The organism is Paraglaciecola sp. 2405UD69-4, from assembly GCF_047525415.1.
In the GTDB taxonomy this organism is placed as follows: Bacteria; Pseudomonadota; Gammaproteobacteria; order Enterobacterales; family Alteromonadaceae; genus Paraglaciecola.
Map to the genome: position 1 here is coordinate 173,306 of NZ_JBLIXM010000004.1, position 15,292 is coordinate 188,597.

16 protein-coding genes are annotated in these 15,292 nt (G+C 41.4%); 3 read left to right on the top strand and 13 right to left on the bottom strand.

What is annotated here, in order from left to right; translation table 11 throughout:
* Positions 1-29: 29 nt before the first annotated feature.
* The 8 genes from ACMUMK_RS14740 to ACMUMK_RS14775 all read right to left on the bottom strand — a co-directional run bounded on the left by ACMUMK_RS14740 (position 30) and on the right by ACMUMK_RS14775 (position 7,361).
* Positions 30-1,166, bottom strand: coding sequence for a hypothetical protein (locus ACMUMK_RS14740; protein WP_414701904.1), 1,137 nt, complete (start codon positions 1,164-1,166; stop codon positions 30-32).
* 451 nt (positions 1,167-1,617) lie between these two features.
* On the bottom strand, positions 1,618-2,085 hold the full coding sequence (locus tag ACMUMK_RS14745; RefSeq protein WP_414701905.1) for a DUF2314 domain-containing protein: 468 nt from the start codon (positions 2,083-2,085) through the stop codon (positions 1,618-1,620).
* A 38-nt stretch (positions 2,086-2,123) separates the two neighbouring features.
* Entirely contained in the window at positions 2,124-2,549 is a 426-nt protein-coding gene (locus ACMUMK_RS14750) for a GNAT family N-acetyltransferase (protein ID WP_414701906.1), read from the bottom strand.
* Positions 2,550-2,706: 157 nt separating this feature from the next.
* Complete coding sequence (locus ACMUMK_RS14755; RefSeq protein ID WP_414701907.1) at positions 2,707-3,213, bottom strand: hypothetical protein; 507 nt, start codon at positions 3,211-3,213, stop codon at positions 2,707-2,709.
* Between the two features lie 269 nt (positions 3,214-3,482).
* Positions 3,483-3,902: a hypothetical protein gene (locus ACMUMK_RS14760; RefSeq protein WP_414701908.1), complete on the bottom strand. Its 420-nt coding sequence runs from the start codon at positions 3,900-3,902 to the stop codon at positions 3,483-3,485.
* A gap of 133 nt (positions 3,903-4,035) precedes the next feature.
* Positions 4,036-4,443 (bottom strand): hypothetical protein, encoded by a 408-nt coding sequence (locus ACMUMK_RS14765; RefSeq protein ID WP_414701909.1) that lies wholly within the window; start codon positions 4,441-4,443, stop codon positions 4,036-4,038.
* A 757-nt stretch (positions 4,444-5,200) separates the two neighbouring features.
* A complete protein-coding gene (locus ACMUMK_RS14770) occupies positions 5,201-5,407 on the bottom strand; it encodes a DUF3565 domain-containing protein (protein WP_414701910.1) in 207 nt (68 codons plus the stop codon).
* Positions 5,408-5,450: 43 nt separating this feature from the next.
* Positions 5,451-7,361, bottom strand: a complete 1,911-nt coding sequence (locus tag ACMUMK_RS14775) for an ATP-binding cassette domain-containing protein (RefSeq protein ID WP_414701911.1) — start codon at positions 7,359-7,361, stop codon at positions 5,451-5,453.
* Between the two features lie 144 nt (positions 7,362-7,505).
* Between ACMUMK_RS14775 and ACMUMK_RS14780 the strand changes: the two genes are divergently transcribed.
* Together ACMUMK_RS14780 and ACMUMK_RS14785 are read left to right on the top strand one after the other, a co-directional pair.
* Complete coding sequence (locus tag ACMUMK_RS14780; RefSeq protein WP_133469975.1) at positions 7,506-7,712, top strand: YheV family putative zinc ribbon protein; 207 nt, start codon at positions 7,506-7,508, stop codon at positions 7,710-7,712.
* A 126-nt stretch (positions 7,713-7,838) separates the two neighbouring features.
* Positions 7,839-9,137: a ribonuclease J gene (locus tag ACMUMK_RS14785; protein ID WP_414702023.1), complete on the top strand. Its 1,299-nt coding sequence runs from the start codon at positions 7,839-7,841 to the stop codon at positions 9,135-9,137.
* 84 nt (positions 9,138-9,221) lie between these two features.
* Here ACMUMK_RS14785 and ACMUMK_RS14790 read toward each other — a convergent pair whose 3' ends face one another.
* From ACMUMK_RS14790 to ACMUMK_RS14810, 5 genes are all read right to left on the bottom strand, one after another.
* A complete protein-coding gene (locus ACMUMK_RS14790; protein WP_414701912.1) occupies positions 9,222-9,938 on the bottom strand; it encodes a ZIP family metal transporter in 717 nt (238 codons plus the stop codon).
* A 223-nt stretch (positions 9,939-10,161) separates the two neighbouring features.
* Complete coding sequence (locus ACMUMK_RS14795) at positions 10,162-10,845, bottom strand: hypothetical protein (RefSeq protein WP_414701913.1); 684 nt, start codon at positions 10,843-10,845, stop codon at positions 10,162-10,164.
* 217 nt (positions 10,846-11,062) lie between these two features.
* On the bottom strand, positions 11,063-12,145 hold the full coding sequence (locus ACMUMK_RS14800; RefSeq protein WP_414701914.1) for an endonuclease/exonuclease/phosphatase family protein: 1,083 nt from the start codon (positions 12,143-12,145) through the stop codon (positions 11,063-11,065).
* 91 nt (positions 12,146-12,236) lie between these two features.
* Positions 12,237-12,953: a metallophosphoesterase gene (locus tag ACMUMK_RS14805; RefSeq protein ID WP_414701915.1), complete on the bottom strand. Its 717-nt coding sequence runs from the start codon at positions 12,951-12,953 to the stop codon at positions 12,237-12,239.
* A 75-nt stretch (positions 12,954-13,028) separates the two neighbouring features.
* The gene (locus ACMUMK_RS14810; RefSeq protein ID WP_414701916.1) at positions 13,029-14,234 is read right to left on the bottom strand and encodes a multidrug effflux MFS transporter; all 1,206 of its coding nucleotides are present in this window, start codon (positions 14,232-14,234) and stop codon (positions 13,029-13,031) included.
* A 111-nt stretch (positions 14,235-14,345) separates the two neighbouring features.
* Here ACMUMK_RS14810 and ACMUMK_RS14815 point away from each other — a divergent pair, with 111 nt between their 5' ends.
* The gene (locus ACMUMK_RS14815; protein ID WP_414701917.1) at positions 14,346-15,275 is read left to right on the top strand and encodes a LysR family transcriptional regulator; all 930 of its coding nucleotides are present in this window, start codon (positions 14,346-14,348) and stop codon (positions 15,273-15,275) included.
* The last annotated feature ends 17 nt before the right edge of the window (positions 15,276-15,292 follow it).

Consider the following 15,292-nt stretch of genomic DNA (forward strand, 5'->3'; position numbering starts at 1 on the left):
TCAATTGCTTGTGATAAAAGCCCTATTATTTATGCGTATCCTTTGTATTGATCTTCTGCACTTACGGTGAACACAATTTCATGTAACGCTTGTGTTTTATACTCATGGGTTTCCCCTGCTTTAGTGATCTTAATAGTCTCGTTGCCTATGTACCGATAAGCCGGTTCCCCATGGGGAGCACATTCCTTTAAAGGGCGCTCAGCCATAACAAGATGATCTAGCTCGATTTTGAATTCTATTTCGAAGTTGCCTTGAGATGCCTTCATTTTGAGTGTGCTTGCATAAGCCAATCCTAATTCGCTTTCACTTGCGGGAACAATATTCTCAACAGAGCCTGTTAGCACTAGACCTTCGCGATTGAAAACAGGATCAATAACAACACCATCTTTTGAAAATACTAAACACATTGGTTGTGGCTCGCCCTCACGGGGGATCATTACTGAGTAATCCACTGCATACTCAGGTGTGTGTAACTTGCCCCAATACCAGTTTCGAAGGCCAGTAGACATAGGTTTAGTGCCCCAGTTATGGTCGCGATAACCACTGCCTTTGACGATAGTTTCAACCCCGTCTTTTATTAGCGTACCTTCTACACGACCTTGTGGTACTGCAATCGTCCACCCCATAGCAACATGCTCCATTTCTTGTGGCGTTTTGCCAACCACCCAATGTTCGAAGTCTTTGAAAAGCTTCAAGTGAAAGCCGTGTTGGTTGCACATGACTTTAATCTCAAAATGGTCACCTTGGTCGATGCAAATGTCAGCACCTAATTGCACATCGCACTTATCGTAAGATACGCTTACCTGCTCATCGGTATATCGCACCAATTCGCTAATTTCTCGTCCATCTGCTGTATAAATATTCAAGCGAACTGTGGGTTGTCGAGGATAGACACGGGTATCGTTCATTGAATACATCACCACGACATGGTCGCCTGTGTCTAATGCGGCGTCGAAATACCACCATTCAAAATCCGTATCTCGGTTTTCCATTGGGAATTTCAAGTGCATTGCATCGTGCTTCAAAAAACCAGTCATATCTATCTCCAAAGTATATTCATTGTTCAAATCAGCTTGATAAAGCTCGCTAGTAAAAAGTTCATCGTCTTTAGTTAACTGCAAGTTTTCAGCTTTTAATTTTGAGGCGGTGAAGGCTATTAAGTTCAAAACTAAAAACTAAGCTCTTTATAACCTCAGGTCATCCATTTAAAGCCCCTAGAAGGGTAGAGCTACTTGCAAATCTAGCGAATATTCAATTAGCCAATTGAGCAGCCTTATTGTTAAAACATCTGAAATTAAAATAACCAATAAGCTAAGCCAAAACTACACATCTAGGTTGAATTATTGACCAAGATCAACTGGTCTTCCTATTAGTTAAGTAGCACTGGTAAAGAAAAATTAAATTGTATTAATTGCTGTTAACTTACTGTTTTTGTTAACAACAAATAGGGGGGATATAAAATCAGAGTTTTAAGAAAAGTGCCAAAACTACTTAAAATAGCCGTCTTGTTATTGGCTTGGTTTTAAAGGACTTCGACATCTTTATGGTGTTCTATGAAGCAAAGTATTGGAGGAGCAGCCAACTCGCTTAAAAGGGTTGATAACTTAGTTATGAATATCACTTGCTACAGATAAACCCGTTTTCATTAAGGTAGTCTTCACTGGAAGTGGCACAAGCCAAAAACGTCCCTAAAACCCTGCCTGATTCTTTTTCGTTTAACTGCCAATCGTATATATCTGATGGATGGAACCCAATAGTTTTACCATATTTGGTATCGGTTAATAGCTGGGGTTCACTAATAATGACACCAATATAAAAATCCTTATACTCTTGCACGTCGGCCAACCACAAAAACTCTACGGTATCACCCTCGGTGAACTTAAGGTACACGCCGTAATAGTTATACTTAGAAGCGTCAGAACCCCTTGCCTTCAGAGCATCTAAAAACACATCTATATTTGCTTTCGCGGCTGCGAATGCATTCTCTACCGTTGGATCATTGCGCTCTTTAAGAAAAAAGTCATCGTCATCACTTAATACCACAGCGCTTGACAGGGTAAGGAAGATAAAAAGTATATATTTCATAGGGTTAAAAAGGTTGTCCTGTTTGCACTATTAGTGCGCTATTTATAAATACCGGGCTTCAATATTTGCATGAGTTTCTCAGGGTTTTCCACTGGAACAAATCCAAACTTTGAGTACAAACCGTGAGCATCGCTTGTTGCCAACATGAACCTACGTAGATCTTGTAGGTCAGGGTGGCGCGAAACGGCTTCCATAAGTAATTTACTAATTCCTCTACCACGATATTTTTCAATGACAAACACATCACCGAGATAAGCAAATGTAGCCTTATCTGTAATTGCTCTAGCAAAGCCTACTTGGTTTTTGCTTTGATCGTAAGCTCCAAATACTAACGAATTTTCGATGGATTTCTGCAAGGTATGAAAAGGAATATTCTTAGCCCAATATGATTTGGTTAGAAAAGAGTGAATTAACTCTATGTCTAGGTCTTTATGGTTTGAGCTTACAGTGATTTCCTGAACCATAGCTTTCCTTAAAAGATGTAACTAGATTAGTAGGCGGCCTATACATGTTGTTTTACAACTAGTTTTCACTATTCACGCAATTTAAAGCTGTAGGGAAGTGGTTAAAGCGGCAGTGTTAATTGTACAGTAGGCTAGACAGTTTCGATTATTCGATTAACTACCTGATTTTACGATAGAACATATTGCCGAACTTAGAATCAAAAACATAATAAAATGCTCTGTTACCTCGGTATAGCGTTGGATATTCGTCAACTAGGGGATGAGCATGCTCCATCTCTATACGGAATAACATTGGTGGTGATTGTCTGAACCATACCACCTTACCCTTTATGGTTTTCACGGTTCCATCTTTTAGCTTCTCATGGAACAGAAAATCATCATTCTCATTGATTTCAAATGAAAAGTGCTCCTTTTGCCAATCAGCGTTTTTACCAGGATAAAAATTGGTATCAATTTGGTATAGCCCAACAACTCTCTCTTTGGTTATTGGATAATACGCATAAAGCATTAGAGCAATTAATACGCTAGGAATAACCCAAACAAGCCCAAGTTTCTTTAGGAATATTACATCTTTCGTTTTTAAATACTTCCAAGCAAACACTAGTGTTGAAGTTGCTACAAAAAGAACAAAAGTAAAGAAAAATAGGAAGCTGAAAAATGGCACAATCTAAGTTTCCATAGGTTGTTGATTTTTAAACAATAGGGGGCACCCAGAGCATAATGGCGCAGCCACCTGCCAAAGAATTTTAAATGGTTTCACCTCTACCTCTTGCCACTTAACGATTTGATATGAGGAAACTTGCCTGTTTTTCTACTGGCTGTTTGCCTTATTTTATCTGTGTAGCTAATAACGATGCTCATTCTAAAAATTCGCAAAATTCTCACCCCAGCTTTTTACTTTTTTAAAATGGGACTTTGTTATTTTACTTGTCTTTAGATACCGATTACTTCGTTCACTTTCTCAGCAAACGGCTTATAGCCCGGAGTCATATGGTCTACAACATAAATTGTCGCGCCGTTTGAATCAAATAGCTTAAGTATTTGCGAGTTTTCATAATTTTTTATTGAAGCAATGTCTGACCATGCATAGGAGCACTTAGTACCTTGCATTTCCACAGTAAACTGAGACTCGTCAAAAATAACTTTAGCGGGAACAAATTTAGCTAAGAGCAAACCTATGTAAGATATGTAAGCTACGGCGACACCTAAGAATAAAAATATTCCAGTCCCACTTATTCCAGTTTTAGAAAATGCTTCATAAGCCAAATAGAACATATAACCAGACAAGCAAGGAAAGGCTATTATTCCAATGTAAAAAATCAATTGGAGCCAAATTGGGTTGTATACGACCATATCTACCCCTAGGTATTTAACACCCGCATAACGGGCAAAAACGTAGGCTACAATACCAAGCGAAGCGCAGTGAGCCTACGTGTTTTTGTTCCTTGCGAGCGCAGCGAGAGTTTATGCGTTTGTTAGCTGCAAGTTACTCGATTTTATAAATTTCTATACTACCTACTTTTTTTCCTTCCGCGCTACCACCGTGGTGATGGTATGGACGACGAAAAGAGAACTCTACGTTTGTATTTTTTGTGATAAATGCGTATTCAATTTTTGCACGCTTAAAAGTAGAAATCGCAGCTTTTATAGCAGCCTCATGTGTATCAAGTACCTGATCATCTTTTTGTAAATTTCCACTTTGTCGTAGCACTCGTAAAAGGTATTTCCCACCACTCTGAAGTGTTGATGTTGCAATTAGTTGGTCGAGGTAGACGACACTATCGTCATTCGGATCGTCTAGCTGCTGTTCACGTTTGGAAATTGTCGCCCATGTAATTATTGCCATAATTACACCAAGTATTAATCCTACAATTGTATTGGTTTGTTCATCCATGTTTCACCTGCAGCTAACGATTTAATATGATGCAATTTACCTGTTTTTCTACTGGCTGTTTGCCTCATTTTATCCTTGTATCCTTTGTATCAAATTTATCCAGCCTTTACCAAGTGTTATTCTTCGGCTTGTTAGCTAATTATTATTTGTTAAGAAAATTAACTGTTTAACAACCAAGGGCGTTCAACCGGAGCAGTTGAATTAGCAGTTAATGGTTACTGCTAGATAAGCTGACGGGCTCAAGCCCGACCTACGGAAGGGAATTATATGTACATCCAAAATAATTAACTGTTTAACAACCTAGGGCTTTCAACCGGAGGGGCTGAATTAGCAGTTAATGGTTACTGCTAGATAAGCTGACGGGCTCAAGCCCGACCTACGGAAGGGAATTATATGTACATCCAAAATAATTAACTGTTTAACAACCAAGAGCGTTCAACCTGAGGAGTTGAGTTAGCAGTTAATAGTCACTGCTAGATAAGCTGACGGGCTCAAGCCCGACCTACAGAAGGGTACTTATATGAGCTTCCAAGATAATTAACGGTTTAAGAGCCTAGGGCGTTCAACCGGATAAGTTGAATTAGCAGTTAATGGTCACTGCAAAATAAGTTGACGGGCTGAAGCCCGACCTGCGGAGGTTACTTATATGTACATCCAAGAAAACTAGCTGGTGGCTTACAGCCCGACCTACATGGTCTTTATGGTCTTCTTTTCGGGGCGCAGCACTTTAGGTAAAGGGATGCTATTTTAAGGGGGGCTAGAGTTTATCTGGTGGCTGGCCTTCGTCGCACTTTTTACAGTTAAGTTTATAGCCAAGCATGGCGTGGCGGCCTTCAGGGGTGGTTACCCATGGGCGGTTGGTCCAAGGTGGATTGTGCCTTGCATGTTGAAAGTGGCCGCAGGCTAATTCGGCCACCCAATCATCTTCTTCGTCTTTGTGATAACCCGCAATGGCTTGTTCCATGGTTTGGTTTGTTTACCTTTTGATTTACTAATAGCTAGCGGAGTTATTCGGCCATACTTTGATCGAAGTCTTGTTGCTTTTGTTCAAGCTGTTCTTGTAGGTCAAGCCATTCCATTTCTGCGTCTTCTAGGGTTGATTTTTGCTTGGCTTGATCAGCTAAGACTTGTTTAAGTTGCTCTTTGTTGTCTGCGTTATACAGTTCGGTATCGCTTAGTTGCTCTTCGAGTGTGGCGAGCTTTTTCTGGGCGTCTGCCATGGTTTTTTCATGTTTTTCTATGGCTTTGCGTATGGGTTTAGTGGCTTGTCTAAACTCTGCTTCTAGGCGTTTTATATTTTTACGATCGACTTTTGCGGCTGGCTTTTCATCGCTACTGTCTTTGGTTTTATCACCTTTTAAAATCCAGTCTTTGTAGTCGTCTAAGTCGCCATTAAAGGGTTGCACTTGGCCGCTGTCTACTAGATAAAAGTCATCGCATACAGAGGTTAATAAAAACCTGTCGTGGGAAACCAGTACCATGGCGCCTTCAAAGCCTTGCAATGCCATGTTTAAAGCGTGGCGCATTTCTAAATCTAGATGGTTGGTGGGCTCATCAAGTAGTAACAGGTTAGGTTTTGGGTACACGGTTATGGCTAACACTAGCCGTGCTTTTTCTCCGCCCGACATTGGCGCGACTTTACTTAGGGCGTTGTCGCCCCTAAAGCCAAAGCCACCTAGGTAGTCACGTAAACTTTGTTCTGTGGCTTTGTTATCTAGCCTTTGCATATGAGCAAGGGCTGAGTCTTCACCCCGTAAAAATTCTAATTGGTGTTGGGCAAAATACCCAATACGTAAACCTGCCGAGGTTTCGTAAATACCTTCCATGGGGGACTTTTCGCCGGCGAGTAGTTTGATTAAGGTGGATTTACCGGCGCCGTTTTTACCAAGTAGCCCAATGCGGCTGCCGGGCACTAGGTTTAAGTGGAGTTTTTCTAAAATGATGGTGCTGTCGTATCCTACTTTTACCTGCTCTATTTTCACCAAAGGGTTAGGTAACTTAGGAGGGGTAAAAAAGGCAAAGCTAAATTCAGATGCCGCCATCACTGGGGCAAGGGCTTCCATTTTGGCTAATTGTTTTACGCGGCTTTGAGCTTGCTTGGCCTTACTGGCTTTGGCACCAAAGCGATTAATAAAAGACTCTAGGTGAGCAATTTGGTCTTGCTGCTTTTGATATTGCAAACTTTGTAAGCGTAATCGCTCAGCCTTTTGTTTTTCGTAAGCATCGTAGTTACCTGTGTAGCTAACGAGTTGCTGTTGTTCAACGCTGATAATCTCGTTTACTGTGCTGTCTAGAAAAGACTTATCGTGGGATATCAGCATTAAGGTGCCAGTGTATCTTTGTAGCCATTTTTCTAACCAAATAACTGCGTCTAAGTCTAAATGGTTGGTGGGCTCATCTAGCAATAACAAGTCAGAGTGGCATAAAAGGGCTTGCGCTAAGTTTAAGCGCATACGCCAACCACCCGAAAACGCTGAAACTGGGTTTTTCATGGCGTCGTTAGCAAAGCCTAAGCCTGCCAATATGGTTGCGGCCCGTGAGTCAATATCGTAGCCGCCAGCTTGTTCTAATAGTCCATGTAAGGTGGCAATTTTTTCTCCGTCTTGGGTTTGCTCTGCCTCTGCTAGTTGGGCTTGTAAACGTCTGTACTGTTTATCCCCGTCTATTACGTAATCAAGGGCCGAGCGTTCAACGGCGGGAGTTTCTTGGGCGACAGACACTATTTGCCAATCTTTAGGAATATTAAAATCACCTTGCTCGGTGTGTAATTCACCTTTGATTAAGGCAAATAAGGTAGATTTACCACAGCCATTTGCGCCAATAAGGCCTGCTTTATGGCCTGGGTACACTACAGCATTGGCATCTTGAAGTAGCATTTTGCTACCTCGCATTAAAGAAACATCAGAAAATTGAATCATGAAAACCTGTTTAAGACTGACCCCTATGTTTATTTTGCTCGTATATATCAAAGCTTTGTGAAAACAAGGGATAACACTACATTTTAATTGCAGGTATCATAGCAAGATGGCAACACGAAAAAATCCCTAATATGGTTAAAATAAATGGTTAACAAAACAAAAAAACGCTTTGTCGCCGGTGCTACTTGTCCAAAGTGCCGGGCGTTAGACACAATTATGCTGTACTTTGAAAACAACGTAGAAAAATTGCAGTGCGTAGAGTGTGATTATTCAGAGTCTCAAACTGATAAAAATGTCACAAAAGCCACCCGCACTAGCGAAAGCGTTATTGGTGTTTTTAAGCCAGAGTAAGTAGCAAAGGCCCACCTTTTAGCTATTCAATTTTAATTTTCGGAGTTAAGTATTCAATCTCTCATTCCCAGTGATAAAGACCTGTGGTTTCTGCCTTTAGGCGGTACAGGCGAAATAGGTATGAATATGAACCTGTATGGTCATGCTGGGCAATGGTTAATGTTAGATTGTGGTATTACTTTTAATAGCCCGCTGTGCCCAGAGGCGCAGGCTCACTTGCCGGGCCAGCATAAGCACGATGTGGTCGCCGCAGACCCTAAGTTTATTAGCCAGCGTAAAGAAGACCTTGCCGGAATAGTCATTACTCATGCCCACGAAGATCATTTAGGGGCGTTACCTTTTTTATGGCGACGCTTTAAATGCCCTGTGTATACCACTAAATACACTGCAGAAATTCTCAGGCGTAAGTTGGCCAGAGGCGGGCTTGGTGACAACATACCTATAATCGAAATTGATAGCGGCCAGCGTATAGATATTGGTCCATTTAATGTGGAATGGTTGCCAATAACCCACTCTTTACCCGAAGCCCATGCATTTGTAATCAGAACAGAAGCGGGCAATGTGTTTCATACCGCCGACTGGAAAATAGACCTAGCACCTGTCACTGACAACCCTTTTAATGCCCAACCATTTAAGCTGTTGTCAAAACAAAATATTTTAGCCATGGTCTGCGATTCCACCAATGCGACACGGGCAGGGTACTCTGTTTCTGAACAAGCTTGTTATCAAGGGTTAAAGCAAGCGGTAGAAGGGGCAACAGGCCGTGTGGTGGTGGGGTGTTTTAGTAGCAATATTGCAAGGTTGATTATTTTAGCCAGAATCGCCAAAGAAACAGGACGATACTTTTCACTACTTGGCCGCTCATTACAAAACACTGTCGGCGCTGCAAAAGCAACGGGGCACTGGCCAGACGATTTACCCGTACTAGACGCGTTCAATACTGGGTACTTACTGCCCGAAGAAGTACTTGCAGTGGCAACCGGTAGCCAAGGTGAGCCAAGAGCCGCGTTAAATCAATTAGCAAAAGACACCTACAGAGATGTCTCCTTAGATGAAGGAGATTTAGTTGTGTTTAGCTCTATTGTTATCCCAGGTAACGAAAAACCAATAGAAAACCTACTAAAAGCTTTTAAAGTCCGCAAAATACACACTTTAATTTCTGAAGATTCGCCACTTCCTATTCATGCATCTGGGCATCCTTGCCAAGAAGAGCTCAAGCAAATGTATAACTGGGTGCGCCCCGACATTGCTGTGCCAACCCATGGTGAAGCACAGCACTTAAGAGCCAATGCTGAAATGGCAAGCCAGAGCCATGTTCCTAGAAGTTTGACGGGGTTAAATGGTGATTTGTTTAAACTCGCTCCTGAAGTCAAGCTCGTTAAACAAGTTGTGAAACCTGGCCGAATAGCCCTGCAGCAAAATTAACCACCTTTACTTGTATCTTTAGGCTAACCTAGCCTGCTCTTGTTGAAATACCCGCTGTACCAAAGCTTATTTGGCAATATTAGGTTAGGCCCCTACCGATGCCTGCCCTAATACACCTAGTAAAAATCCAGCAACGGCCCCTAGTGGCGGCGCCCAATGTTTTTTAAGTGTGGTTTGCGGCGCAATATCTTGAAAAATAATATACAAGATCCCACCGGCGGCAAATAACATGATGCCAGATATAATTTGAGGTGAGTCTGACAATACAAAATAGCCTGTTATACCTGCAATAGGCCCCAATAGAGCCATTAAGGTAAAGGCCCCTATAATTTTTAAGGCGCTATAACGGGTTGATGTTTTGATTTCTCTAAAGGCGTTAAAGCCTTCAGGCATATTTTGTAAGGCAATGATGCCGGCTAACAGCAATCCAGTATCTTTTGATAGAGTGAAAGTAGCACCAAGGGCTAAAGCTTCGGGTACAAAATCTGACAACATAGCAGTTAGCTGACTAAGAGGCGTATCGTTGGCAGCCAAGCGTATATCTAGCAACATAAATACTATTCCACCGCCCGCGAAACAAATGATTATCATAAGATTAGATAAATGGCTCACCCCTTCAGGGACAAGCACTAAGGCAACGGCAGACAAAAGCGCACCGCCACCAAAAGCAATAACACTGTGACGTATCTCGTTTTCTAACCAAAGTGGGCGAATACGTTCAACCGCCGCAATAGATGCACCTATCGGCATGGCGATCCCAGCCACTAGTGTTAAAACTATGATTTGAACTAAGTCACTCATAAAAAACCTCGATACTTTGTTGGTGGAATTATCCCAGTTACCGCACTTGCAGCGAGCTTTATAGCTAAAGGGGCACACTCATATAGAAAATATCTGATTTTAAGGCCAATATCTAAACCATTACGATAAGCAATTTAAGGTTAAAAACCAACTTATAATAGAACTATGTACTGAAAATCCGTTGTTACATCTGTACTGAGCTGATAATTCATTTAAGGGGTTCTTACTGTTTATTGTAGGTGCGTAGGGTGGCATGAAACTCTGGTAGTTTTTCTTCTATTTTAGCTTCAATTAAGGGGCGTAAATGAGCTATTTTTTTACTGATAACGTGATACCCATATACTGTTTTTATTGTTACTGCTGTTAAGTTTGAGGGGAGATTATTTAGGGTATTAAAGTCACAGGCGTATAACGCATAATTACCTCTTTGTGCTACTAGCATGTCAATAATACTAAACATGCGCTCATGGCTAATGATCTTTGCTGTTACCTCTGCATTGCCAAGTTGCGTGACTATCCCCTCATGACTGTATATTTCAACGTCCTCATTTTTGAGTAGGCTTGGATCACATTTAACACCTTGGGCGCAAACCAGTGCAATGACTCCTGATGTTATGGCTGGTTCAATCACTATAATATTTGGGTAAAGCTCGGCGTTCTTTTTTAGTCTCACCACATCAGCATCAATGGCACCTTTGTTTAATTGGAGCAAACCTCGTTTAGCAGGGATATCGACTATTATGGTGTCATAGCCTAGCTCTTTATATGTAGATTCAATTAATTCTGCGTATGGTGCTCGTTCAACCCCACCTGCGAACGAGATAATAAGAGGCTCTTTTGAAGTGGCATGTGCTAATCCATGACCTAATAATGACATGAGTAAAATACAAATGTTGCGTATTAACACTGCTTTTTTGCTCCTTGGCAATAATCATCGATGTAACAAATGCTATCGTTGATCTCAATCCTGTGATGAACATAACGTAAACAAGAAAGGAAATAAAGTTACCTTTAGTCTAAGTGTGAGGTACTTGATTAAGAGGTGGCTTGGTGAATTTTATTGCCCAAACACTAGCTGTCAGCATTAGGCGTAACTAAAGGAGCAACTTAATAAGCTAATTTGGTTATTCACCTGGGTTAGGTACATCTGTTTTGCTGACATTTTTTTCTGATGCAACAGTGGCAGCAAAAGCTTTTTCATTTTCATCGGCCCTTAAGCCTGATTGGGTAGATTTGTTTGTTGGGTTGAAGGTTAGCCGAGTAAAAAAAGGAAAGTGATCAGAGCCAATCGATGGTAAGCGTTGAATGCTCCTAGTGGTAAAATGACTGCTATGAAATAAGTGGTCTAGTGGCCAGCGTAGAAGTGCAAAGTCTGCATGAAATGTATTGAACATACCTCGGCCGACTCTGGGATCAAGTAAGCCACTTAGTTGTCTAAATAAACGGGTGGTGCGAGACCAAGCTACGTCATTCAAATCTCCAGTAACTATTACTGGTTGTTCGCTGTCTGCAACGCTTTTGGCTACGATTACCAGCTCCGCGTCTCGTTCAGCTGACTCTGGATTTTCTGTAGGACTAGGTGGTGCAGGATGTAAAAAGTGGACTCGTATCTTGTCGCCAGTGGGAAGCTCTAACAGAGCATGCATAGATGGAATATCCTCTTCCACTAGAAACGATATTTCTTTTTTGTGTAGGGGTAATCGCGAGTAAACATGCATGCCATACAGATTATCAAGAGGACACTTGATGGTGTTTGGCATATCTTCTTCTAAGCAAGAAAGTTGCTGCTCCCACCATAGGTTGGACTCTAGGGTGACAAGTACGTCTGGTTGATATTTTTTGGCCAGTGCGATTAGCTTATGGGCGTCTTTGTTGGTCATTAAAACATTCGAAGTAAGAATGCTAAGCTGTTTTTCTTTATCTGTATTTGTGCTGTCTTGAACTTCTTTTTTCCAAAACTTGCTGTAGGGTAAAATCCACCAAAGCTGCCCGGCTAAACATATAACACTTAAGGCGATAGCTGCCCAAGCTTGGGGCGAAGACAGCTTGAAAAACATGACTTGTAGCAAAATTAATAAAGCACCAATACAAGCCAACTGAACTCTAGGGAAGTCTAACCCCCTGATAAGCCAATGAGAATGCTTTGATAGTGGGGTTAGCGTAGCCACGACAAACAAGCCAGTGACTACATAAATTAAACTATCCAAAGCGCACTCCGTTATTTTAATGAATCACTACTTGTGTTTTAGTGATGTTAAGGCTGTTTTAGCCCTGAGGGTAGCCTTATTTGGATGTAACTTAATTAAATAGAAAGTCTTGTATGTCTATCAATCCAATTAATCCTGTTTTATAGCTACCTAAGTCTAAAAATGTGCGATTAGCGATACTTGTGTAAGCTTTAATTGGTGTATGACCGTGAAAAACATGGAATATATTTTTTACAGGTTCAACCTGCTGTTTTTTTATATCATCAAAGAAAGGTTGTGCTCTTTTCCAAAACAAGTCGCTAATGGCTGGGTTGTCTTCAATGTTGTTTTTATCTGATGCTTCTAAAAGCATAGTTTTGACTTCTAGCCAGTCGCATTGGTCTGGTAGTTCGGCATGTACTAGTCCCACACTCTGGCCGTGTGCAATCTCAACTTCTATAGCTGCAGGCATGTTTATGATTTTGTCGTAAAAAACCTGCAAAGCTGTGTAGTCTAAGCTTCTCGCCCATATTCCGCCCCAATTGTTCCATTGCTGGCGTAATTCTTTGGACTTAGTTTCAACCACTTTAATGAGCATGCGCTCATGGTTACCTTGAATAGCATGGAACCAAGGTTTTTCTAGCCATTCCAGTACATCAGCAGAGCCTCTACCCCTATCGATTAAGTCGCCTACGCTAAAAACTCTATCTATGGCTGGGTTAAATGCTTGTTTTTTTAACTGCATTTCGAGAATGTTAAAATACCCGTGAACATCGCCACAGATAAAATCTCTACCTTCAGAATTTTGTTTAAAGAATTGGTAGTTCACGTATGGCCTAATAAATTAAAAGTAACATAGAGTAATGGAACAGTTTACTTCAGATAATAACCTCTAAACTTGTATCTATAGTACCTCATTATGACCAATAACATTATCATTGAAGGTAATTTTTGTTTTAATTGATGGCATTTTATATAGGCAGTAAATGGGCAATATACTTAGCATTAGTATGATTAATTGCCAAACTGCATTTAAGTCCGTTGATTGAAGCAGCCCAACAATTATTGATGCCCCCGTCATTTGAATAAACCCTAATAATGCTGATGCAGTACCCGCTTTATCGCCAAAGGGCGCCAGTGCTTGCCCTGCACATGCCCCCATAACCAATGAAAAGCCAATTGAGCTCAGTATTATAGGTATCATAAAGCCAGCAGGATGATGCCATTGCATTAGGGCCATCATCAGCAAACCAGACACAATAAGTACTAGCATACCAAGACCTATACTTATTCTTGGCCCCCACTTCAGTAATGCTTTAGGTGCAAGTAAAGAGGCTGCGACATTAAATACGGCGTTTAAACTAAACCAAAATACAAACTCAGAGCGCGCTAGTTGTAAATTCACCATTAACCAACCCGGAGCAGTTGTGACATAAGCAATGATAATGGCCATGGCCAACATGACCACAAGGGCATTAAACAGAAATACTGGGTGTTTTAAGATACTGAAATAGGTTGTTACATTAATCAGTCTACTTTTATTGGGTGTTTTTTCTGATTGGGTTTCGGTGAGAGAAAACGCAATGATTAAGCCTGCAAATATTGCATATCCCGCCATAAACTGAAAATTGCTACGCCAACCGAAGTATTCAGTCAACAGATTGCCTAGTAAAGGTGCAAGAGCAGGAATACAACATATTGCACCGTTTAAGTAGCTGTACATAACGCCGCTTTGGATTGCATCATACCGGTCTCTAACACAAGCAAAGGCTGCGACCACTATGGCACAGGCACCAAAACCTTGTAATAAACGAGCAGCCAGCACTAACTCAATATTTGAGGCAAATATAATCAAAGCTGACGATAAGCCATAAACAACTACCCCACCAAGCGCCACGGGTTTGCGACCATAGCGGTCTGCTAGTGGACCACTAATGAGTTGCCCTAGACCAAGGCTTAATAGAAATATGGTGACACTCCAACCCATAGTCACCAAGGAGACGGATAAGTCTTGAGCCATAACAGGTAAGGCGGGTAAAAATATATCTATTGCCAAAGGGCTGAATAACACCATTAGGATCAGCAGGGGAAGTAGGCTTTTACGAGTCATTCATGGCTCCGATACGAGGTAATTGCGAAAGTCAGCGCAAGTGTATGGTATTAGCGTTATGAGTAAAAATGAATTATTGTTATTGTTTTCATTCCATATGGGAATGTTGCTATGCAAAACATAGATCTAAAACTGTTGCATGTCCTCAATATTTTATTTGAAGAACATAGTGTTACCTCTGCTGCAGGGCGTTTAAACCTTAGTCAGTCAGCGGTAAGTAAGCACCTTGCTCGTTTGAGGGAGTTGTTTAACGACCCTTTATTTGAGCGCTCTGCACAGGGTCTAAAGCCCACACCTAGAGCATTAGAATTGTTGCCACAATTGCGGCAGTTGTTGTCTCAATTCGACCAGCTTACTCGCCCAAATGCCTTTGACCCTGCTGTGAGTAATCGCCATTTTCGCATTGACCTGCTCAACACGGCTTATTCTGTAACCTTTCCTTACTTTATGCCTAATTTGCTTGCTGATGCCCCTAATGTTCGTTTGCTTACGCAAACTTGGGAGCCTAGAAGTTTAGACAAATTACTGAAGTGCGAAATCGATCTTGGCATCGCATGTCGAGAATGGGATGAGCGCTCTCCTTTGCATATGCGCTTTATTCCTGATGCTCTTAATCACGCGACTTTAATTAGAGAACACTCATTGTGTTTACTACGAGAAGGACACCCTGCATTAAACGGCACATGGGATCTGCAGAGCTTTCTATCCTATCGGCATATTCAAGTAATTATGGGGGGAATAGATAAGTGGTTGTTAGATGACGTGTTATCAGAGCAGCAGCTGTCTCGCGACATAGCCATAGAAATGCCAGACTTTCATAGTGCTATGAGTCTATGTGAACAAAGTGATTTAGTTTTATGCGCCCCTGCTAGATATGCTAAACAAATGGCTTCTCATTTTAAACTTCGCACCCTGCCTATGCCCATTAAGTTTGAATTAGGGGCTTATGTGTTGTTGTGGCATAAACACTTTGAGCAAGACTCTGGTCATAAATGGCTGCGGGATCTAATTATTAGCAGTGTTGACGAGCCTATAGGGTGATTAGTATGTTTGCCGCT

Coding starts and splice junctions, on each gene's coding strand:
- ACMUMK_RS14745 (WP_414701905.1), bottom strand. CDS start 2,085: ATGAAATATATACTTTTTATCTTCCTTACCCTGTCAAGCGCTGTGGTA.
- ACMUMK_RS14750 (WP_414701906.1), bottom strand. CDS start 2,549: ATGGTTCAGGAAATCACTGTAAGCTCAAACCATAAAGACCTAGACATA.
- ACMUMK_RS14760 (WP_414701908.1), bottom strand. CDS start 3,902: ATGGTCGTATACAACCCAATTTGGCTCCAATTGATTTTTTACATTGGA.
- ACMUMK_RS14765 (WP_414701909.1), bottom strand. CDS start 4,443: ATGGATGAACAAACCAATACAATTGTAGGATTAATACTTGGTGTAATT.
- ACMUMK_RS14770 (WP_414701910.1), bottom strand. CDS start 5,407: ATGGAACAAGCCATTGCGGGTTATCACAAAGACGAAGAAGATGATTGG.
- ACMUMK_RS14775 (WP_414701911.1), bottom strand. CDS start 7,361: ATGATTCAATTTTCTGATGTTTCTTTAATGCGAGGTAGCAAAATGCTA.
- ACMUMK_RS14780 (WP_133469975.1), top strand. CDS start 7,506: ATGGTTAACAAAACAAAAAAACGCTTTGTCGCCGGTGCTACTTGTCCA.
- ACMUMK_RS14785 (WP_414702023.1), top strand. CDS start 7,839: ATGAACCTGTATGGTCATGCTGGGCAATGGTTAATGTTAGATTGTGGT.
- ACMUMK_RS14790 (WP_414701912.1), bottom strand. CDS start 9,938: ATGAGTGACTTAGTTCAAATCATAGTTTTAACACTAGTGGCTGGGATC.
- ACMUMK_RS14810 (WP_414701916.1), bottom strand. CDS start 14,234: ATGACTCGTAAAAGCCTACTTCCCCTGCTGATCCTAATGGTGTTATTC.
- ACMUMK_RS14815 (WP_414701917.1), top strand. CDS start 14,346: ATGCAAAACATAGATCTAAAACTGTTGCATGTCCTCAATATTTTATTT.